The following is a 21,850-nucleotide window of genomic DNA, read 5'->3' as shown; positions in this document are numbered from 1 at the left end:
GAGCGTCGTGATGAGTGTCGATGAAAAGCGTATTCGCGAATTTGCCTACCAAATCTGGGAGTCCGAAGGTAAACCCGTAGGAGAGGAAGAACGCCACTGGGAAATGGCCCGCAAGCTGGCCGAAGCCGAAGCGCTGGCACCCAAGGCAGCGCCGCGCAAACGGGCACCTGCCAAGCCCAAGGCAGCAGCTGAGTCGCAGGCGCCTGCCGAGCCCAAGGTGGCTGCCCTGCCAGGGGTTAAACCCGCCGCGGCGAAAAAGCCCCGGGCGGTGAAAAAGCCGACTGCCGGTTAAGCCTGTCCCGGCCTCTTCGCGGGTAAACCCGCGCCTACATTCACTGTGATGAACCTGTAAGAGCGGGTTCACCCGCGAAGAGGCCCATGCAGGACAGCCCGATTCCCCCTCCATCACGGCCACTCGAGGATCGTCATGAGCCCCCGCACCCCAAAGAAAACCCGCTCGGTCGCACCATCGCGCATCCGCGAAGGCATGCCCTTCCCCCTCGGCGCCACCTGGGATGGCCTTGGGGTCAACTTCGCCCTCTTCTCGGCCAACGCCACCAAGGTCGAGCTGTGCCTGTTCGACTCCACGGGCGAGCAGGAAATCGAGCGTATAGAGCTGCCCGAATACACCGATGAGATCTACCATGGCTACCTCCCCGACGCTCACCCCGGCCTGGTCTATGGCTACCGGGTGTATGGCCCCTACGAGCCGGAAAACGGCCACCGTTTCAACCCCAACAAACTGCTGATCGACCCGTATGCCAAGCAACTGGTCGGCAGCCTGAAATGGTCCGAGGCACTGTTCGGCTATACCATCGGCCACCCCGACGGTGACCTGTCGTTCGACGAGCGCGACAGCGCGCCTTTCGTGCCCAAATGCAAGGTCATCGATCCGGCGTTCACCTGGGGCCGCGACCAGCGCGTACAGATCCCATGGGAGCGCACGATCATTTATGAAGCGCATGTCCGCGGCATCAGCATGCGCCACCCGGCTGTGCCTGAAGAATTGCGCGGCACCTTCGCCGGCCTGGCCAATGACGAACTGCTCAAGCACATCAAGGACCTTGGCGTGTCTAGCATCGAGCTGCTACCGATTCACGCCTTCGTCAACGACCAGCACCTGCTGGACAAGGGCCTGAACAACTACTGGGGTTACAACAGCATCGCCTTTTTCGCCCCGCACCCGCGCTACCTGGCCAGCGGCAAGATCGCCGAGTTCAAGGAAATGGTCGCTCACCTGCACGACGCCGGGCTTGAGGTGATCCTGGATGTGGTCTACAACCACACCGCCGAAGGCAACGAGCGCGGCCCGACCCTGTCGATGCGCGGCATCGACAACGCCTCGTACTACCGCCTGATGCCGGACGACAAGCGCTACTACATCAACGACTCCGGCACTGGCAACACCCTGGACCTGAGCCACCCCTGCGTGCTGCAGTTGGTCACCGACTCGCTTCGCTACTGGGCGGGCGAAATGCACGTGGACGGCTTTCGCTTCGACCTGGCAACCATCCTTGGCCGCTACCACGATGGCTACAGCGAGCGTCACGGCTTTCTCGTCGCCTGCCGCCAGGACCCGATGCTGAGCCAGGTCAAGCTGATTGCCGAACCGTGGGACTGCGGCCCCGGCGGCTACCAGGTGGGCAACTTCGCCCCGGGCTGGGCGGAATGGAACGACCGCTTCCGCGATACCGCACGCGCCTTCTGGAAAGGCGACGAAGGCCAGTTGGCCGATTTCGCCGCACGGTTGACTGCCTCGGGCGACATGTTCAACAACCGCGGGCGCCGGCCCTATTCCTCGATCAACTTCATCACCGCCCACGATGGGTTCACCCTGCGCGACCTGGTGTCTTACAACCACAAGCACAACGAAGACAACGACGAAAACAACCAGGACGGCACCGACAACAACCTGTCGTGGAACTGCGGCGCCGAAGGGCCGACCGACGACCCGGGGATCAATGCCCTGCGCATGCGCCAGATGCGCAACTACTTCGCCACCCTGCTGCTGGCCCAGGGCACGCCGATGATCGTCGCCGGCGACGAGTTCAGCCGCACCCAGCACGGCAACAACAATGCCTACTGCCAGGACAGCGAGATCGGCTGGGTAAACTGGGACCTGGACCAGGAGGGCCAAGAGCTGCTGGCCTTCGTCAAGCGCCTGACCCGCCTGCGCCTAGCCTACCCGGTACTGCGCCGGTCTCGCTTCCTGGTGGGTGACTACAATGAGGCAATCGGGGTCAAGGACGTGACCTGGCTGGCACCCGATGGCAACGAGATGAGTGTTGAGCAATGGGAAGACCCGCACGGGCGTTGCCTGGGCATGTTGATAGATGGCCGGGCACAGGTCAGCGGTATCGCCCGGCCAGGTGCCGAGGCCACCGTGCTGCTGATCGTCAATGCCCACCATGACATGGTGCCATTCAAGCTGCCGGCCGTGCCCGAAGGCGATTACTGGAGCTGCCTGGTCGATACCGACCGGCCGGAGTTGCGCAAGGGGCAGCACCTGCAGTTCGACAGTACCTTCGAGGTGAAGGGCCGGTCGATGCTGCTGATGGTATTGCAGCGCGACGAGGAGTGAACCGTGAAAACCCAGGCAGGTCCTACGCTTTAATCGCCGCGTCCTACCTGTGGGAGTGGGTAGGCCCGCTCCCACAGGTTTCAGCGGCGACAGTGAGGCAGGGTTAACTTCAGGAGGATTTGTGAACCTCGAAGCCGGCAGTAATGGTTTCGCCAGCGTCAGCCAGGCCCCGGCCGTGAAACGCCTGCGGGTGCTGACGGTGAACACCCACAAGGGCTTCACCGCCTTCAACCGGCGCTTTATCTTGCCAGAGCTGCGCGAGGCCGTGCGCAGCACCCAGGCCGACATTGTCTTCCTTCAGGAAGTGCTGGGCAGCCACGACCGCCACGCTGCGCGCTACCCCGGTTGGCCACAGACCTCGCAGTACGAATTCCTCGCCGACAGCATGTGGAGCGACTTTGCCTATGGCCGCAACGCGGTCTACCCCGACGGCCACCACGGCAATGCGCTGTTGTCCAAATACCCGATCATCGAGCACCGCAACCTGGACGTGTCGATCACCGGCCCCGAACGCCGCGGCCTGTTGCACTGTGTACTCGAGGTGCCGGGGCAAGGCCAGGTGCATGCGGTCTGCGTGCACCTGTCGTTGCTGGAAAGCCACCGGCAAAAGCAGCTGCAGTTGCTGCGTAAACTGCTGGACTCCCTGCCGGCCAACGCCCCGGTGATCATCGCCGGTGACTTCAACGACTGGAAAAGCCACGGCAACCGCACCCTTGGCCTGCAACGCGACTTGCACGAAGCCTTCGAACGCCACCACGGCCACCTCGCCCGCACCTATCCTGCCCGCCTGCCACTGCTGCGACTGGACCGCATATACCTGCGTAATGCCGAAAGCCATGGGCCGCGGATTCTGGGGCACAAACCTTGGTCGCACCTGTCAGATCACCTGCCGCTGGCAGTGGAAGTGCGGCTTTAGCAATCATTCTTCATAGCCACGGCAAGGCAAATAGCGATCCCCGCTATACCCTGCTATTTTTGCCACAAAAACAACGCGTTAATCGTTACGACACACCTTGAACACTTCCTTCACGCTTTCTTGACGCAAGCGGTGACCTCTCCTTAGCTGAACGATACCAAGCTGTAAAAAACTTGCGCCGGGCCTCTAGCTCGCGCCTTCGTGCGCGTTTGCAAAAGCTGGCGTGCTGGTTTGGGTCGCCCACTGTTTTTGCCGTACAGCTCGTGACAACAGGCCAGGTTTCTCGGGCTGCACCACAAAAACAAAGGAGATCCGCCATGAAAAGCACCTCGAACCCCTTGCGCTTCGACAGCATTTTCTACGCGGTTTCCACGTCGCTGCTTCTGGCAACCCCGGTGGAAACGATCGCGTACGAACTGCAGGGTGACCCCACCTCCCCCGGCTTTCTGCAGCAACCCGTGGCGGCGCAACTGTCGCTCGACCCGCTCAGTGCCAGTGGGTTGAGTCTCGGCACCCTCAATGCGTTTTCGCAGCAGATGAGCGAACGCCACCAGCAGGCGGCACCCGACCTGATTGCCAGTCAATGGGCGCAGTTCTTTCCCAGCAGTGCGCGCGGCCGCGCGCTGCCCCCTGCACAGCTGGAGGCGCCCAGCCAGCAACTGATGATCGGCCCGGACCTGTTCGTGCGTGAAACTGCAGCGGGCGATGTGCACCGCGCAGGGATCTTCGTGGGGCACAACAACCTGCAAAGCAGCTTGAAAGGCATGCGCCCTCTGCTGGGCGACAAGCAGCGCAACGCGGTGAACCTGAGCGGGGAAAGCCTTGGGGTGTACTGGAGCATGACCCATGAACAGGGTTGGCACCTGGATGCCGTGGCCATGGGCTCGCGGATCGACGTGATGGGCCGTGGCGAAAACGGCCAGCGCCTGGACGACAGTGGCCATGCAATGACCTTCTCGGTAGAGGGCGGCTACCCGATCCGCCTGGGTGGCAACTGGGTCATCGAGCCCCAGGCACAGTTGATCAACCAACAGTTCTTCCCTGGCAACCAGGTGCAGGAGGAGACCTTGCAAGCCTTCGACAGCCAGCCGAGCTGGAGCGGCCGGGTCGGTGCCAAGTTGTCCGGGCGCTACGAAGTGCGCGGCATGCCCATCGAACCCTATGTGCGGACCAACGTGTGGTATGACTTCAGCAATGCCGATGAGGTGAAGCTGGACCAGGTCGACAAGATTTCCAGCTCGCGCTACTCGACTACCGTGGAGTTGGGGTTGGGGCTGGTGGCACGGGTGACGCCCTCGGTGGCCATGTTCGTCAGCGCCGATTACAGCAGCGATGTGGATGACAATGACCTGAACGGGTTGATTGGCAGCCTTGGGGTGCGGATGCGGTGGTAGGCAGGGGTTGCCCTTTCGCGGGTGAACCCGCTCCTACACAGATCACCGGCGGGTGCGGTGTCGGTGTTGGGGCAGGGTTACCCGCGAAGGGGCCCTTATAGCCAACCGGTCAGGCGGGCTTCATGATCAACACCCCCAGCGGCGGCAGATTCAGGGCCAGCGACAGCGGTTGGCCATGGCTGGCCACGGCTTCACTGGCCACCGCCCCCAGATTACCCACGTTCGACCCGGCATACAGCTCGGCATCGCTGTTCAGCAGCTCTTGCCAGCGCTCGCCAAACGGCACGCCAATGCGGTAACCCTCGCGGGGTACCGGGGTAAAGTTGGCCACCACCAGCACCGGCTCGCCGCTGCTGCTCCAGCGCAGCCAGGCGTACACGCTGTTCTGCGCGTCGTCACCGATCAGCCACTGGAAGCCCTGCGGCTGGCAATCCTGCTCGTGCAGCGCCGGTTCTTCGCGATACAGGCGGTTGAGGTCGCCCACCAGGCGCTGCACGCCCTGGTGCTCGGGATACTGCAGCAGGTACCAGTCCAGTTCGCTGTCGTGGTTCCACTCACGCCACTGGCCGAACTCGCAGCCCATGAACAGCAGCTTCTTGCCCGGGTGTGCCCACATGAAGGTGAGGTAGGCGCGCAGGTTGGCGAACTTCTGCCAGCGGTCGCCGGGCATCTTGTCGATCAGCGAGTGCTTGCCGTGCACCACCTCATCATGGGAAATGGGCAGGATGAAGTGCTCGGAATAGGCATAGATCAGCCCGAAGCTCATCTCGTTGTGGTGGTAGGTGCGATGCACCGGGTCGTTCTGGATGTAGTGCAGGGTGTCGTGCATCCAGCCCATGTTCCACTTGTAGGCAAAGCCGAGGCCGCCCTGTTGGGTAGGCTGGCTGACCCCGGGCCAGGCGGTGGACTCCTCGGCGATGATCAGCGCGCCCGGGGCCTCGTGTGCGGCTACCCCATTGAGGTGGCGAATGAAGTCGATGGCTTCGAGGTTCTCGCGCCCGCCGTGGCGGTTGGGCACCCACTCGCCAGCCTTGCGCGAGTAGTCGCGGTACAGCATCGAGGCCACCGCATCGACGCGTAGGCCGTCGATGTGGAAGTGCTTCAACCAGTGCAGCGCCGAAGCCATCATGAAGCCACGCACTTCATTGCGCCCGAGGTTGTAGATCAGCGTGTTCCAGTCCTGGTGGTAGCCCTCCAGGGGGTTGTCGTATTCGTACAGCGCAGTGCCATCGAAGCGTGCCAGGCCGTGTTCGTCGGTGGGGAAATGCGCCGGTACCCAGTCCAGCAGCACACCAATGCCGCCCTGGTGGCAGGCGTCGATGAACGCGGCGAAATCCTCGGCACTGCCGTAGCGCGAGGTGGGCGCGAACATCGACAGGGGTTGATAGCCCCAGGAGCCGCCGAACGGGTGTTCCATGATCGGCAGCAGTTCGATGTGGGTAAAGCCCAGTTCCTGAACATAGGGCACCAGCCGCTCGGCCAGTTCGCGCCAGTTATAGAACCGCCCGATTTCCCCCGCTTCGTCCAGCTCGCAGCGCCATGACCCTGGGTGCAGCTCGTAGATCGACAACGGCGCGTTGTAGGCATGGCGCTGTGCGCGTTGCGCCATCCAGTCATGGTCCTGCCAGGTGTGGCTGAGTTCACCGGCTACCTTGGACGCCGTGCTCGGCGGCAGCTCGGTGGCCCGGGCCAGCGGGTCGGCCTTCAGCGGCAATATGCCGTCCTTGCCAAGCACTTCGAACTTGTAGGTTTCGCCCACGCCCAGACGCGGGATGAACAGCTCCCACACCCCGGCGCCGTGGCGCAGGCGCATGGGGTGGCGGCGGCCATCCCAGTTGTTGAAATCACCCACCACCGAAACCCGACGGGCATTCGGCGCCCAGACCGAGAAACACACGCCACCGATGCCATCGACCTGAGTCGGCTGGGCACCGAAGCGTCCGGACAAATCGCGGTGATTGCCTTCCGCGAACAAGTGAAGGTCCATATCACCCAGTTGCGGGCCGAAGCTGTAGGGGTCTTCGGTCACCTGTTCGCCACCGGCCCAGACGATATGGAGCTGGTAGGGCTGTGCCTTATCGAGGTGCGCACTGAACAAACCGGGCAGGCTGCCCTGCTCCATTTCGGCAAGGACCCGCCCGTCATCCCGGGCCTGAACGCACACTTTCAGGGCATTGGGCAGATAGGCGCGAACCACCTGCCCACCTGCGCCGTCGCCGTGGGGGCCGAGTACCGCAAAGGGATCGGCGTGTTCGGCGCGGGCCAGGGCGTCGAGGTCCCGTTGCCGAAGGCCACCGTTTTCACGCGTTGTAACGTTCATTCTGACTCTCCCCAGGTACTGATCAGTCCATGCAGACCATGCAAAGGCACGGCCAGCCAGCTCGGACGGTTTTCGGCTTCGTATGTAATCTCGTAGGCGGCTTTTTCCAGGCAGAACAGCTCCAGCGCCGCGCGCTCGCCCTCGGCGTGCTGCCAGGCGTGGGGCATGGCGGCGGTGGCCAGGCCATAGGCTTCGACAAAGGCATGCCGGGACTGGTGCAGGTACTGCCGGGCAACTCGCTGCCGGGCTTGCCGCGCCGGCTCGGAAAGGTCCACCGCAGACGCGCTGCGCAAGATCATCGCAGCAGCATAGTCGAAGGAACGCAGCACGCCGCTGACATCCTTGTAAGGGCTGTGTTTTGCCCGGCGCTCTTCAAGTGGCCGGGCAGGTTCACCTTCAAAATCGATGAGGTAGGCATCCCCCTGCACCACCAGCACCTGGCCCAGGTGCAGGTCGCCGTGTACCCGCATCAGCAGGCCCCCCTGAGCCTGCTTGCTCAGGGTGTCGAGGTGCTGGGCCAGACCGTCACGCTGTTGCTGCAGGTCGTCGACCAAGGCCTGGCTGTCGCTGTCCAGTGTGTCGCGGTGCTGGGCCAGCAGGTCGAGGGCGTGGGTCAGTTCGGCGCTGATCTGCGCACGCCAGCGCTCGCTGTCCTGCGCATCGCTGGGGCGCGGCTGGAAGGCCGGGTCTTCGGAGGGGGCGGCCAACAGCAGGTGCATTTCGCCCAGGCGCTGGCCAAGCAAGGCCGCAAAGCCGCTGAGCTCGGCCAAGGCGTCAGTGTGCGCTTCGGCGTCATTGCGGGTGGGCTCCATCTGGTCGCGGATGGCCCGTTCAAGGGTGTTCTGGGTCCAGCCCCAGGCATCACCCTGGTTACTCAGGTAACCTTGGGCAATCATCAGCAGGTGCGGCGCGTGTTGCTCGTCCACCCGGCTGACCCAGGCCAGCAGCGGCGAGATATTGGCAAAGCCGGCGGCGGTCAGGTATGCACTCATTTCCAGCTCTGGATGGATACCCGGGTTGACCCGGCGGATCAGCTTGAGCACCACGCGGTCGCCGATCACCACCGAACTGTTGGATTGCTCGGCACTGAGGTAGCGCACTTCGCTCTCCTCGTCCAGCGCGAGGCCGGCCAGTTGCTCTGTGCATTCGAAGCGCAATTCACCCTCACTGTCGCCACACGGCAGACGCAGGCCATCCTGGCAGGCTTGCATCACGGCATGTATGAACGGCTCGAGGACGAAGGCGTCTGTGATCAAGCCAACCTGGTGGGAACGGCGCACCCGCGACAACGCCAGCTGCTGCGGCAGCGCGGTATGGATCTGTTCCTCACGCAGCAGGCCGAACGGCAGCTGGTAGCGGGTGGCCTTGCCGTCGCTGACTACTTCGATTTCGCTGAGCAGCACCGGCGTGGTGGCAGTGCCGAAACGCACGCCGTAACACAGGCGCACGGCGTCGATCGGCCCTTCCTTGCCGGCGAACCAGCGGCGTTTGGGCAGGTACTGCGGCAGTATGGTGCTCTGCAGCGTATCGCTTGCAGGGGCTTGCAGCAGTTCTTCCATGCGCTTGCGCAATACCAACGTAGTCAATTCGGGTAACCCCTCGGTGGCCTGGATGTGCCAGCTGGGCATGCGATCGCGGCTGGCCAGCAGGAACCAGTAGAAGGCATAAGGTGGCAATGTCAGCAGAAACGGCAGTTGGCCGATGGGCGGGAACGCGCTGCCGCCAAGCATCTCCACCGGTACTTTGTCGGCGAATTGTGACAATTCGAGTTCGGCAGCCTGGGCGGCGCGGGACACGTTGGCCACGCAGAGGATGACCTCGGTATTGCCGTCGGCGTCGGTGTACTCGCGGATATAGGCAAGGATGCGCCGGTTGCTTGGCGTGAGGGTGCGCAGGCTGCCGCGGCCAAAGGCCTTCTGCTGCTTGCGCACTGCCAGCATGCGCCGGGTCCAGTTCAGCAGCGAATGCGGGTCGTGGCTTTGCGCCTCGACGTTGACGGTCTGGTAGCCATACAGCGGGTCCATGATCGGCGGCAGCACCAGGCGCTGCGGGTCGGCGCGGGAAAAACCGCCGTTGCGGTCTGGCGACCACTGCATGGGCGTGCGCACACCGTCGCGGTCGCCGAGGTAGATGTTGTCGCCCATGCCCAATTCATCGCCGTAGTAAAGGGTGGGCGTGCCGGGCATCGACAGCAGCAGGCTGCTGAGCAACTCGATACGTCGGCGGTCACGTTGCAGCAGCGGTGCCAGGCGCCGACGGATGCCCAGGTTGATGCGCGCGCGCCGGTCTTCGGCGTAGTAGTTCCACAGGTAGTCGCGCTCGCGGTCGGTGACCATTTCCAGGGTCAGCTCATCGTGGTTGCGTAAAAAGATCGCCCACTGGCAGTTGGCCGGGATTTCCGGGGTCTGGCGCAGGATATCGGTGATCGGGAAGCGGTCTTCCATGGCCAGGGCCATGTACATGCGCGGCATCAACGGAAAGTGGAAGGCCATGTGGCACTCGTCGCCGTCGCCTTCGCCGAAGTACGGGCGCGTGTCTTCCGGCCACTGGTTGGCTTCAGCCAGCAGCATGCGGTCGGGGTAGTTGGCATCGATTTCGGCGCGTATCGCCTTGAGCACGTCGTGGGTTTCGGCGAGGTTCTCGTTGTTGGTCCCGTCGCGTTCGATCAGGTAAGGGATCGCGTCCAGGCGCAGGCCGTCGACACCCAGGTCGAGCCAGAAGCGCATGACGCCGATCACCGCCTTGAGCACCTGCGGGTTGTCGAAGTTGAGGTCCGGCTGGTGGGAGTAGAACCGGTGCCAGAAGTACTGGCCGGCGACCGGGTCCCAGGTCCAGTTGGACTTTTCGGTGTCGAGGAAGATGATGCGCGTACCGTCGTACTTCTGGTCGTCGTCCGACCACACGTAGAAGTCGCGCGCCTTGCTGCCGCGCTTGGCGTGGCGGGCACGCTGGAACCATGGATGCTGGTCGCTGGTGTGGTTGATGACCAGCTCGGTGATCACCCGCAGGCCGCGCTTGTGGGCCTCGGCGATGAAACGGCGGGCGTCGGCCATGCTGCCGTAGTCGGGGTGCACGGCCTTGTATTCGGCGATGTCATAGCCATCGTCACGGCGTGGCGAGGGATAGAACGGCAGCAGCCACAGGGTGTTGACGCCCAGCTCGGCGATGTAGTCGAGCTTGCTGATCAGCCCGGCAAAGTCGCCGATGCCGTCGTTGTTCGAGTCGAAGAACGACTTGATGTGCAGCTGGTAGATGACGGCGTCCTTGTACCAAAGCGGGTCGTCTATGAAGGCTGCCGGGCGGGAACGCTTGGCCATGTGCGACTCCTTTCAATTGCGTGTACAGACATCCGAGCTTGCTCGATCCCTCGTAGGAGCGGGTTTACCCGCGAAGATGACACCGCGGTACCCCGGGGCATGGCACCGGCTTCGCCGGTGTTCGCGGGTAAACCCGCTCCTACATGGGCACATGTCCGAGCCTTGTTAACGGGCTTTCTCGATGCGCCAGATGCCGAACGGCAGGTGCCAGGGCTCTATGCGCATCCATTGGGTCTTGCCGTACCACGACCAGCGGTGGCCGTTCATCAGGTCTTCACCATGAGTTTCGGCGTTGTCGTCCAGCCCCAGCTCCCACAGTGGCAACTCGAAGTGCGCCTCCTGGGCGTTGTGCGGGTCGAGGCTGATGGCCACCAGGATGTAGTTGTCCCGCTCAGGCGTGCGCTTGGCGAAGTACAGAATGTTGTCGTTCCAGCAATTGAAGAAGGCCACGCCCAGGTGGGTTTGCAAGGCGCGGTTCTGCCGGCGGATGCGGTTGAGCTGGGCGATCTCGGCGATGATGTTGCCGGGCTGGGTGAAATCGCGTGGGCGGATTTCGTACTTTTCCGAATCCAGGTACTCCTCCTTGCCCGGCAACGGTGTGCCCTCGCACAGCTCGAAGCCCGAATACATGCCCCACAACCCTGACCCCATGGTCGCCAGCGCCGCACGGATAAGGAAACCTGCGCGGCCTGAGGTGTGCAGGAAAAACGGGTTGATATCCGGTGTATTGACGAAGAAGTTGGGCCGGTAGCACTGGCTCCACGGCGGCTGGTTGAGCTGCTCGAAATATTCGCGCAGCTCCTGCTTGTGGTTGCGCCAGGTGAAATAGGTATAGCTCTGTGCGTAGCCGACCTTGCCCAGCCGCGCCATCATCGCCGGCTTGGTAAAGGCTTCGGCGAGGAAGATGACGTCGGGGTGCTGGCTGCGCACATTGGCGATCAGCCATTGCCAGAACGGCAGCGGCTTGGTGTGCGGGTTGTCGACGCGGAAGGTCTTCACGCCCTCCTCGACCCAGCCCACCACCACGTCGCGCAGGGCCAGCCACAGCGAGGGCACGGCCTCCGGCGCATAGAAATCGACATTGACGATGTCCTGGTACTTTTTCGGCGGGTTTTCGGCGTAGCGGATAGTGCCGTCCGGGCGCCAGCTGAACCAGCCCGGGTGCTCCTTGAGCCAAGGGTGGTCCTGGGAGCACTGGATGGCGAAATCGAGGGCAATTTCCAGGCCGTGCTCCGCTGCCGCAGCCACCAGACGGCGAAAGTCATCGCGGCTACCCAGTTGCGGGTGGATCGCCTCGTGGCCGCCTTCCGGGCTGCCGATGGCATACGGGCTGCCCGGGTCGCCCGGTTCGGCCTTGAGGGCGTTGTTGCGGCCCTTGCGATGCTGCAGGCCGATGGGGTGGATGGGCGGGAAGTACAGCACGTCGAAGCCCATGTCGCGAATCATCGGCAACCGCTCGTGCACGTCGTTGAAGGTGCCGTGGCGCTGCGGGTCGTCGGTTATCGAGCGCGGGAACAGCTCGTACCAGCTGGCGAACAGGGCGGCCGGGCGGTCGACATCAAGGGGGAATTCAGGGCTGCGGGTCAGGTAGCTGCGGTGTTCGGCTTCGCCCATCAGGCGGGCGGTGGTCGGGTCGAGAAACAAGGCCACCTGGTCGTCGGTATTGAGTGCGGGCAGGCGATGCTGCAGGGCCTCGAGTGCCTCGCGCAGGGCGCCGCTGCACAGCTCGATGCCTTTACCCAGCATCAAACGGCCTTCTTCAAGCTCCAGTTTTACCTCGACGCCGGCGTGGTACTTCTTCTCCAGATCGTGGCAATAGGTGGCAAACGGGTCGATCCAGGCCTCGATACTGAACAGGTGCGGGCCCAGCTCGGTAGGGGTGAATTCGGCCAGCCACAGGTCGTTGCCCGGCGACTGCATGGGCACGCAATGCCAACGCCGGCTGTGCGCCTGGCGCCAGTTGAGCATGACCGCCAGGCGGTCGTGGCCGTCGCTGTAGGCCTTGGTGCTGACTGTCACAGGCTGGCCGCTGACGGCCTTGGCGGCGAAGCTGCCGGCGTCGAGCACGGGTTGGGTGTCTTCGATCACAATGCGTGGCGCCAACAGCGCCTGGGCCAGGCTAATGGCCTGGTCCGGGTGATCGTTCGCCATGGGCACGCTTTCAAAGGGCTCGTTTCGTGACATCGACCTTGCTCCCTCAGGCTGGTGGCGGTAAGGGTTCAGAGCCGGGCACAGGCGGGGGGTTCAAAATAATTGAGCGAACGGCAGCTGCCAGCGGTCAGAGCCTACAGTACCTCTTCACTCACCCACGCGAGGTCAGGCCATGAACATTCCTATTCCACCGGAAACCCCCGATCCCAATATCGACGACCCGAGCTTGCCGCCACCCGTACCGGAAGAAGACCCGGACGAGCTGCCGATCAAGCCAACCATGCCGCCAACGGTGGGCGACCCGCCGAGCCAGGAGCCACCGGTGAAGGCTTAAGGGTAGACCACGCAACCTGGTAATTCTGCCAGTCGCATTGTCAGTATTTCGGGGCTACCTTCGTCGTGTAGCCCCAAATTCGCTGCTCTGTAGCACTACCGTCCTCATAAAGGTTCTGAACTTAATGAACTGGTACTTTTATCAAGGCTGGCCTTGTGTAACGACGATAAACGCATTGAGTAAAGTTAGCGTGCTGCAATACCAGCGAAACGCGTTAGCCGTGAAGGCTGCAGACCGTGAGAGAGAGGATTTAGCATTAATTGCAATTGACTCTCAACATACAGCTGCCTGGTATTCAGGCCCATCGCGCACCCAGCCGTTAAAATTTACTGCCTATGGATACAGCGTACCCAAGGTCGGATTACCAGCGGCATTCAAGGGGGAACGATGTGACGAGGTCACAGTCTGCTATCTGCTTGGCAAAGGGTATCGCTTGTACAACCCCACTCTGATGAGGTTTAACAGCCCAGATCGATTCAGTCCATTCGATTATGGCGGAATCAATTGCTACGCATTTGTATCAGGTGACCCGGTAAACTATGACGACCCAACGGGACGCGGCATTGGAAAATTCATCACACATAAACTTGACGCAACCTCCAGCTTTATCACTTTTGGAAAAACGCCGGCAAAACCTTTCAGTGACGTGATTGTCTTTTCGGGCCAGACCCAAAAAAGCACGAATAATAATATGACCTGGATATGGGGGCATGGAAACGGTCATCGGCTTGGCGGCTTAAGCCCGCACAAGCTTGCAAAGCGCCTCTATCAACACAACATCGAACTCCTGGACGGGCCTGTTCTTTTAGCCAACTGCCACGGAGGCGCAAGCGCTGGCACCAACGGCCCCGGCTTCCCTGAAGTTTCGTTTGCTCAACAATTCGCCAATATTACGCAAAAACCCGTGATCGCTTTTACGGGGCGTCTCAATCTGAGAAAGGATGCGCTTGAGTCTCGTCCCGTTATGCACATGATGCTGACCCCTGAAAAGTATCTGGACGCTGGCCCGGTGACGTATTACCCAGAAGCGCTTCCCGAGATGAACAATGTGTCCGCGCCAGTCATTCAATCCGCAAAAGTAAGGCGCTGAAGGCTAAGGTTGCCGAAGTTGCCAGCGAGCTGTGCACGGCGCTGAATGTGTATTGACCGTTCCAGCCGTTCGCGGGTAAAACCGCTCTCACAGGGATTGCGCCAACCTTGCAAGTAGCGCTGTCCCTGTAGGAGCGGGTTTACCCGCGAAGAGGCCGGCCGCGCCAGCACATCAACCCGCAGATGCAGCCGCAATCTCCGCCACACTGATCTCACGCATCCGGAACTTTTGCACCTTCCCCGTCACCGTCATCGGGAAATCGTCGACGAAGCGGATGTACCGCGGCACCTTGAAGTGGGCAATGCGCGCCTTGCACCAGCCCTGCAGTTCCTCGACCGTGGCGCTGTGCCCCGGGTGCAGCTTGATCCAGGCGACGATCTCTTCGCCATAGCGGCTGCACGGAATGCCGATCACCTGCGCATCGGCCACCGCCGGGTGGGTGTAGAAAAACTCTTCCAGCTCACGCGGGTAAATGTTCTCGCCGCCGCGAATGATCATGTCCTTATTGCGCCCGACGATGCGCACATAGCCCTGCTCGTCCATCACCGCCAGGTCACCCGAATGCATCCAGCCGGCCGGGTCAATGGCGTCCGCCGTGGCCTGGGGGTTGTCCCAATAGCCCAGCATCACGCTGTAACCGCGGGTGCACAACTCGCCAATCTCACCGCGGGCGACGATGCAGCCGTCGGTGTCCACCAGTTTGTTTTCCAGCTGCGGCTGGGTGCGGCCGACGGTGGTCACGCGCAGCTCCAGGTCGTCGTCCGGGCCGGTCTGCAGCGACACCGGGCTGGTTTCGGTCATGCCGTAGGCGATCTGCACTTCTGCCATGTGCATCTGGTCGATGACCCGTCGCATCACTTCGATCGGGCACGTGGCGCCGGCCATGATGCCGCTGCGCAGGGTCGACAGGTCCATGTGTCCACGCGCTGGGTGATCGAGCATGGCGATGAACATGGTCGGCACGCCATAGAGGATGGTGGCGCGCTCTTCGGCCACGGCGCGCAAGGTAAGTTCGGCGTCGAAAGCATCGTTGGGGTAGATCATGGTGCTGCCGTGGGTGATGCAGCCGAGGTTGGCCATGACCATGCCGAAGCAATGGTAAAGCGGCACCGGGATCACCATACGGTCGCGGGCCGTCAGGCCAAGGCTTTCACCCACCATGAAACCGTTGTTGAGGATGTTGTAGTGACTGAGCGTGGCACCTTTGGGCGCACCGGTGGTGCCGGAGGTGTACTGGATATTTACCGGCTGGTCGAACTGCAGGCTCTGCTGGCGGACTGTGCAGGCTTCGGCAGGCGTCTGCCCTGCCCGCTCAGCCAATGCGTGCCAGGGCAGGAAGCCGGCAGGCGGGTTGGCGGCCAGGCTGATGACGCCACGCAACTCGGGCAGGCATTCACTGGCCAGCTCACCAGGCCGGGCGCTGACCAGTTCAGGCACCAGCGCCTGCACCATGGCGTGGTAATCAGACGTCTTGAAGGCTTCGGCGCAGACCAGCCAGCGGCAGCCGGACTGACGCAACACATATTCCAGTTCGCCCACACGGTAGGCCGGGTTGATGTTGACCAGGATGGCGCCGACCTTGGCACTGGCCAGCTGCAAGATGCACCACTGTGCGCAATTGGGCGACCAGATGCCAACACGGTCGCCGGTGTTCACGCCCAGTGCGATCAGGGCGCGGGCGTGTATTTCGACCTGTTCGGCCAGCTGCCGCCAGCTGTAACGCAGGCCCTGGTGGCGGGACACCAGGGCCTCGCTGTCGCAACAGCGGGCCACGGTGGCATCGAAGGCCTGGCCGATGGTCTGGGTCAGCAAGGGTCGGTCCTGGCGACCGCGGGTATAGCTCGGTTGACTCATGGGTGTCCCTTCTTGTGGTTGTTTTGGGCACGGCTGAAGCAAGCGGGAATACTCTGGCGCAGATTTACGTTTACGTAAAGGTGACGAGTGGATTGACAGTGCCTCGCCGCAGGTTTACGTTAACGTAAAGGTGATGAACGATACCGGAACCTCCGGCATGACGCCGACCCTTGTAGGAGCGGGCTTGCCCGCGAATGCGATCACCAGGCAATGACGGTGGTCCTGCTGACGCATTCGCGGGCAAGCCCGCTCCTACAGGGGTCAGCGGATAGCCCTTGAGCTACCGTGTTACCCAATTTCCAAGAACAAGAAGGTGCCCCAGCATGCATTACCCCTCCCTGAACTTCGCCCTGGGCGAAACCATCGACATGCTCCGCGACCAGGTCCGCACCTTCGTCGCCGCCGAACTGGCCCCGCGCGCCGCGCAGATCGACCACGACAACCTGTTCCCCGCCGACATGTGGCGCAAGTTCGGCGACATGGGCCTGCTGGGCATCACCGTACCGGAAGAGTACGGCGGCGCTGGCCTGGGCTACCTGGCCCATGTGGTGTCGATGGAAGAAATCAGCCGTGGCTCAGCCTCGGTGGCGCTGTCCTACGGTGCCCATTCCAACCTGTGCGTCAACCAGATCAACCGCAACGGCACCCACGAGCAGAAGCTCAAGTACCTGCCCAAGCTGATCAGCGGCGAGCACATTGGCGCCTTGGCCATGAGCGAGCCCAATGCGGGCTCCGACGTGGTGTCGATGAAGCTGCGCGCAGAAAAACGCGGCGATCACTACGTGCTCAACGGCAGCAAGACCTGGATCACCAACGGCCCCGATGCCAATACCTACGTGATTTACGCCAAGACCGACCTGGACAAGGGGGCGCACGGCATCACCGCGTTCATCGTCGAGCGTGACTGGAAGGGCTTCAGCCGCAGCAACAAGTTCGACAAGCTGGGCATGCGTGGGTCCAACACCTGCGAGCTGTTCTTCGATGGCGTGGAAGTGCCGGCAGAGAACATTCTGGGCCAACTCAACGGCGGCGTGCGCGTCCTGATGAGCGGCCTGGACTACGAACGTGTGGTGCTGTCCGGCGGCCCGACCGGCATCATGCAAAGCTGCATGGACCTGGTGGTGCCGTATATCCACGACCGCAAGCAATTCGGCCAGAGCATCGGCGAGTTCCAGCTGATCCAGGGCAAGATTGCCGACATGTACACCCAGCTCAATGCCAGCCGCGCCTACCTGTATGCCGTGGCCCAGGCGTGCGACCGTGGCGAGACCACCCGCAAGGACGCTGCCGGCGTGATCCTGTACACCGCCGAGCGTGCTACGCAAATGGCCCTGGAGGCGATCCAGATTCTTGGCGGCAATGGCTATATCAACGAATTCCCAGCTGGCCGCCTGTTGCGCGACGCCAAGCTGTACGAAATCGGTGCCGGCACCAGCGAAATCCGCCGGATGCTGATCGGCCGCGAACTGTTCAACGAAACCCGCTGAACATAAGGGACGGGCGCACATGGCTACCTTGCACACCCAGATCAACCCGCGTTCGGCAGAATTTGCCGTCAACAGCGCGGCCATGCTCGAACAGGTCCAGGCCCTGCGCGGCCTGCTTGCCCAGGTTGCCCAAGGCGGCGGGCCCAAGGCCCAGGAACGGCATACCTCGCGTGGCAAACTGCTGCCGCGCGAGCGTATCGACCGCCTGCTGGACCCGGGCTCGCCGTTCCTTGAGATCGGCCAGTTGGCCGCCCATGAGGTGTACGGCGAAGACGTGCCAGCGGCGGGCGTGATCGCCGGCATCGGCCGCGTGGAAGGCGTGGAATGCATGATCGTGGCCAACGACGCCACGGTAAAAGGCGGTTCGTACTACCCGCTGACGGTGAAGAAGCACCTGCGTGCACAAACCATCGCCCTGCAGAACCGCCTGCCGTGCATCTACCTGGTGGACTCCGGCGGCGCCAACCTGCCGCGCCAAGACGAAGTGTTCCCCGACCGCGAGCATTTCGGGCGCATCTTCTTCAACCAGGCCAACATGAGCGCGCAAGGCATCCCGCAGATCGCCGTGGTGATGGGCTCGTGCACCGCTGGCGGCGCGTACGTGCCGGCGATGGCCGACGAAGCGATCATGGTGCGCCAGCAGGCGACCATCTTCCTTGCAGGCCCGCCGCTGGTAAAAGCCGCCACCGGTGAAGTGGTGAGCGCCGAAGATTTGGGCGGCGCCGATGTGCATTGCCGCACCAGCGGCGTGGCCGACCACTATGCCGACAACGACGAACATGCCCTGGCCCTGGCCCGGCGCAGCGTGGCCAACCTCAACTGGCACAAGCAGGGCAAGCTACAACGCCTGGCACCCGTGGCGCCGCTGTATGCGGCCGATGAGCTGTACGGCGTGGTGCCGGCCGATGCCAAGCAACCGTTCGATGTGCGCGAGGTGATCGCCCGCCTGGTCGATGGCTCGGTGTTCGATGAATTCAAGGCACTGTTTGGCACCACCCTGGTGTGCGGCTTCGCCCACCTGCACGGCTACCCGGTGGCGATCCTCGCCAACAACGGCATCCTGTTCGCCGAAGCCGCGCAAAAAGGTGCGCACTTCATCGAACTGGCGTGCCAGCGGGGTATCCCGCTGCTGTTCCTGCAGAACATCACCGGCTTCATGGTGGGCAAGAAATACGAAGAAGGCGGCATCGCCAAGCACGGCGCCAAGCTGGTCACTGCCGTGGCCTGCGCCCAGGTGCCGAAGTTCACGGTGATCATCGGCGGCAGCTTTGGTGCCGGCAACTACGGCATGTGCGGCCGCGCCTACGACCCGCGCTTCCTGTGGATGTGGCCCAACGCGCGGATTGGCGTGATGGGCGCCGAACAGGCCGCCGGCGTGCTGGCCCAGGTCAAGCGCGAGCAAAGTGAACGCAGCGGCCAGCCCTTCAGTGCCGAGGATGAGGCCAGGCTCAAGCAGCCGATCCTCGACCAGTACGAACGTCAGGGCCACCCCTACTATTCCAGCGCCCGCCTGTGGGACGACGGCGTCATCGACCCGGCACAGACCCGCGATGTACTCGGCCTGGCGTTGTCCGCCGCGCTGAACGCGCCGATCGAACAGAGCCGCTTCGGCATTTTCCGGATGTGACCCATGAGCGATTTCAGCACCCTCGAAGTGATCCGCGACCCACGCGGCTTTGCCACCCTGTGGTTAAGCCGCGAGGACAAGAACAACGCCTTCAACGCGCAGATGATCCGCGAGCTGATCGTGGCCATCGACCAGTTGGCCGAAGACGCCAGCCTGCGCTTTGTGCTGCTGCGCGGCCGTGGCCGGCACTTCAGCGCCGGTGCCGACCTGGCCTGGATGCAGCAGTCGGCACAACTGGACTTCAACACCAACCTGGATGATGCCCACGAACTGGGCGAGCTGATGTACGCCCTGCACCGCCTCAAGGCCCCGACCCTGGCCGTGGTGCAAGGCGCAGCCTTCGGCGGCGCCCTGGGCCTGATCAGCTGCTGCGACATGGCCATCGGCGCCGAAGACGCCCAGCTGTGCCTGTCGGAAGTGCGCATCGGCCTGGCCCCGGCAGTGATCAGCCCGTTCGTGGTCAAGGCCATTGGCGAACGCGCCGCGCGCCGCTACGCCCTCACCGCCGAGCGTTTCACTGGCGTGCGCGCCCGCGAGCTGGGCCTGTTGGCCGAGGTGTACCCGGCCAGCGAACTGGACGACCAGGTCGAGGCCTGGGTAAGCAACCTGCTGCAGAACAGCCCACAAGCGTTGCGCGTCACCAAGGACCTGCTGCGAGAAGTGGACGACGGCGAACTCAGCCCGGCCCTGCGCCGCTACTGCGAAAACACCATCGCCCGCATCCGCGTCAGCGCCGAAGGCCAGGAGGGCCTGCGCGCTTTCCTGGAAAAACGCCGCCCTGCCTGGCAAACCGATGACAAGAAGGAGCCGCGCCCATGAGCCGCCCCGCTTTGACCACCCTGCTGGTCGCCAACCGCGGCGAAATCGCCTGCCGGGTGATGCGTACCGCCAAGGCCATGGGCCTGACCACCGTTGCCGTGCACAGCGCCACCGACCGTGACGCCCGGCACTGCCGCGAAGCCGACATCCGCGTCGACCTGGGCGGCAGCAAGGCAGCCGAAAGCTACCTGCTGGTCGATAAGCTGCTGGCCGCAGCCAAGGCCAGCGGCGCCCAGGCCATCCACCCAGGTTATGGCTTTTTGTCCGAGAACGCAGGTTTCGCCCGCGCCATCGAGCAGGCGGGGCTGATCTTCCTCGGCCCACCGGCCAGCGCCATCGACGCCATGGGCAGCAAATCGGCAGCCAAGGCGCTGATGGAAGCAGCCGGCGTGCCATTGGTACCGGGCTACCATGGCGAGGCCCAGGACCTGGACACCTTCCGCGCCGCGGCCGAGCGCATCGGCTACCCGGTGCTGCTCAAGGCCAGCGCTGGCGGCGGTGGCAAGGGCATGAAAGTGGTCGAGGAAGAAAGCCAACTGGCCGACGCCCTGGCCTCGGCCCAGCGTGAAGCCCAGTCGTCGTTCGGCGATGCGCGCATGCTGGTGGAAAAGTACGTGCTCAAGCCACGCCACGTGGAGATTCAGGTGTTCGCCGACCAGCACGGCAACTGCCTGTACCTCAATGAGCGCGACTGCTCGATCCAGCGCCGCCACCAGAAGGTGGTCGAAGAAGCCCCCGCCCCCGGCCTCTCGCCAGCACTGCGCCAGGCCATGGGCGAGGCCGCTGTGCGCGCGGCGAAAGCCATCGGCTATGTGGGCGCTGGCACAGTAGAGTTTCTGCTGGATGCCCGCGGCGAATTCTTCTTCATGGAGATGAATACCCGCCTGCAAGTGGAACACCCGGTCACCGAAGCCATTACCGGCCTGGACCTTGTTGCCTGGCAAATTCGCGTGGCCTGCGGCGAAGCCCTGCCGATCACACAGGAACAGGTGCCGCTGATCGGCCATGCCATCGAAGTCCGCCTGTATGCCGAAGACCCGGCCAACGATTTTTTACCCGCGACCGGCAAATTGGCGCTGTACCGTGAATCGGCGCCTGGCGAAGGCCGGCGGGTGGACAGTGGGGTCAGCGAAGGCGATGTGGTGTCGCCGTTCTACGACCCGATGCTGGGCAAGCTGATTGCCTGGGGTGAAAACCGCGAACAGGCACGCCTGCGCTTGCTGGCCATGCTCGACGAGTTTGCCATTGGTGGATTGAAGACCAACATCGCCTTCCTGCGCCGCATTCTCGCTCACCCGGCATTTGCTGCGGCGGAGCTGGATACCGGCTTCATTCCGCGTCATCAGGCAGTTCTGCTGCCTGCGCCGCAAGCATTGCCGGCAACCTTCTGGGAAGCGGCCGCAGAGGCGTGGCTGCAGGGCCAGGGGGCGCATCAGCGCGAAGACGACCGCCATTCGCCTTGGGGCGGGCGTAACGGCCTGCGCTTGGGCCTGCCGGCACGCAGCAGCTTGCATCTGGTGAGTGCTGGGCAAGATCAGGCAGTGGCCCTGGAACGCAGCGCTGCTTCTACCTGGCAGCTGCAGGGTGAGCAGTTGGTGCATGACCAGAACGGCGTGCGTCGCCAGCATCTGGCAATCCGTCGGGGTGGCACGCTGTACCTGCACTGGGATGGTGAAATGCATGCCATCGAAGCTTTCGACCCGATTGCCGAGGCTGAAGCCAACCACAGCCATCAGGGTGGGATGGGTGCGCCCATGAACGGCAGTATCGTGCGGGTGCTGGTCGAACCTGGCCAGGTGGTGGAAGCCGGTACTGCGCTGGTGGTACTGGAGGCCATGAAGATGGAGCACAGCATTCGTGCGCCGCATGCCGGCACGGTGAAGGCGCTGTTCTGCCTGGAGGGGGATATGGTCAGCGAAGGGACTGTGCTGGTCGAACTGGCTGAGTGAGGCGGGGGGGC

14 protein-coding genes are annotated in these 21,850 nt (G+C 63.2%); 10 read left to right on the top strand and 4 right to left on the bottom strand.

Annotated features, from left to right (window positions below; genetic code table 11):
* Positions 1–7: 7 nt before the first annotated feature.
* The 4 genes from LVS58_RS15945 (at position 8) to LVS58_RS15930 (ending at position 4,891) form a co-directional block, all read left to right on the top strand.
* A complete protein-coding gene (locus tag LVS58_RS15945) occupies positions 8–292 on the top strand; it encodes a DUF2934 domain-containing protein (RefSeq protein ID WP_233691878.1) in 285 nt (94 codons plus the stop codon).
* Between the two features lie 135 nt (positions 293–427).
* Positions 428–2,581: a glycogen debranching protein GlgX gene (gene glgX / locus LVS58_RS15940; RefSeq protein ID WP_233691877.1), complete on the top strand. Its 2,154-nt coding sequence runs from the start codon at positions 428–430 to the stop codon at positions 2,579–2,581.
* 121 nt (positions 2,582–2,702) lie between these two features.
* Positions 2,703–3,497: an endonuclease/exonuclease/phosphatase family protein gene (locus tag LVS58_RS15935; protein WP_233691876.1), complete on the top strand. Its 795-nt coding sequence runs from the start codon at positions 2,703–2,705 to the stop codon at positions 3,495–3,497.
* Positions 3,498–3,814: 317 nt separating this feature from the next.
* Positions 3,815–4,891, top strand: a complete 1,077-nt coding sequence (locus LVS58_RS15930) for an autotransporter domain-containing protein (RefSeq protein ID WP_233691875.1) — start codon at positions 3,815–3,817, stop codon at positions 4,889–4,891.
* 109 nt (positions 4,892–5,000) lie between these two features.
* Here LVS58_RS15930 and glgB read toward each other — a convergent pair whose 3' ends face one another.
* The 3 genes from glgB to LVS58_RS15915 all read right to left on the bottom strand — a co-directional run bounded on the left by glgB (position 5,001) and on the right by LVS58_RS15915 (position 12,712).
* Entirely contained in the window at positions 5,001–7,211 is a 2,211-nt protein-coding gene (gene glgB / locus LVS58_RS15925) for a 1,4-alpha-glucan branching protein GlgB (protein ID WP_233691874.1), read from the bottom strand.
* A complete protein-coding gene (gene treS / locus LVS58_RS15920; RefSeq protein WP_233691873.1) occupies positions 7,208–10,528 on the bottom strand; it encodes a maltose alpha-D-glucosyltransferase in 3,321 nt (1,106 codons plus the stop codon). Before treS ends, glgB begins: the two co-directional genes overlap by 4 nt.
* A gap of 165 nt (positions 10,529–10,693) precedes the next feature.
* Complete coding sequence (locus LVS58_RS15915; RefSeq protein ID WP_233691872.1) at positions 10,694–12,712, bottom strand: alpha-1,4-glucan--maltose-1-phosphate maltosyltransferase; 2,019 nt, start codon at positions 12,710–12,712, stop codon at positions 10,694–10,696.
* A 139-nt stretch (positions 12,713–12,851) separates the two neighbouring features.
* Between LVS58_RS15915 and LVS58_RS15910 the strand changes: the two genes are divergently transcribed.
* Positions 12,852–13,013 (top strand): hypothetical protein, encoded by a 162-nt coding sequence (locus tag LVS58_RS15910; RefSeq protein WP_162838450.1) that lies wholly within the window; start codon positions 12,852–12,854, stop codon positions 13,011–13,013.
* A 124-nt stretch (positions 13,014–13,137) separates the two neighbouring features.
* Entirely contained in the window at positions 13,138–14,103 is a 966-nt protein-coding gene (locus tag LVS58_RS15905) for an RHS repeat-associated core domain-containing protein (RefSeq protein ID WP_233691871.1), read from the top strand.
* A gap of 171 nt (positions 14,104–14,274) precedes the next feature.
* Here LVS58_RS15905 and LVS58_RS15900 read toward each other — a convergent pair whose 3' ends face one another.
* Positions 14,275–15,957, bottom strand: coding sequence for an AMP-binding protein (locus tag LVS58_RS15900; protein WP_233691870.1), 1,683 nt, complete (start codon positions 15,955–15,957; stop codon positions 14,275–14,277).
* Positions 15,958–16,280: 323 nt separating this feature from the next.
* Here LVS58_RS15900 and LVS58_RS15895 point away from each other — a divergent pair, with 323 nt between their 5' ends.
* Genes LVS58_RS15895 through LVS58_RS15880 form a run of 4 tightly spaced genes read left to right on the top strand, consistent with a single transcriptional unit; the run spans position 16,281 to position 21,839 of the window.
* Positions 16,281–17,444, top strand: coding sequence for an isovaleryl-CoA dehydrogenase (locus LVS58_RS15895; protein ID WP_003251317.1), 1,164 nt, complete (start codon positions 16,281–16,283; stop codon positions 17,442–17,444).
* Positions 17,445–17,463: 19 nt separating this feature from the next.
* Positions 17,464–19,071, top strand: coding sequence for a carboxyl transferase domain-containing protein (locus tag LVS58_RS15890; protein ID WP_004576464.1), 1,608 nt, complete (start codon positions 17,464–17,466; stop codon positions 19,069–19,071).
* A 3-nt stretch (positions 19,072–19,074) separates the two neighbouring features.
* Positions 19,075–19,890, top strand: coding sequence for a gamma-carboxygeranoyl-CoA hydratase (locus LVS58_RS15885; RefSeq protein WP_233691869.1), 816 nt, complete (start codon positions 19,075–19,077; stop codon positions 19,888–19,890).
* Entirely contained in the window at positions 19,887–21,839 is a 1,953-nt protein-coding gene (locus tag LVS58_RS15880) for an acetyl/propionyl/methylcrotonyl-CoA carboxylase subunit alpha (RefSeq protein ID WP_233691868.1), read from the top strand. Before LVS58_RS15885 ends, LVS58_RS15880 begins: the two co-directional genes overlap by 4 nt.
* The last annotated feature ends 11 nt before the right edge of the window (positions 21,840–21,850 follow it).

It is taken from the genome of Pseudomonas sp. JR33AA (assembly GCF_021378985.1).
In the GTDB taxonomy this organism is placed as follows: domain Bacteria; phylum Pseudomonadota; class Gammaproteobacteria; order Pseudomonadales; family Pseudomonadaceae; genus Aquipseudomonas; species Aquipseudomonas alloputida.
The sequence above is the reverse complement of the archived record's forward strand: the minus strand, read 5'-3'. Positions and strand labels throughout refer to the sequence as shown.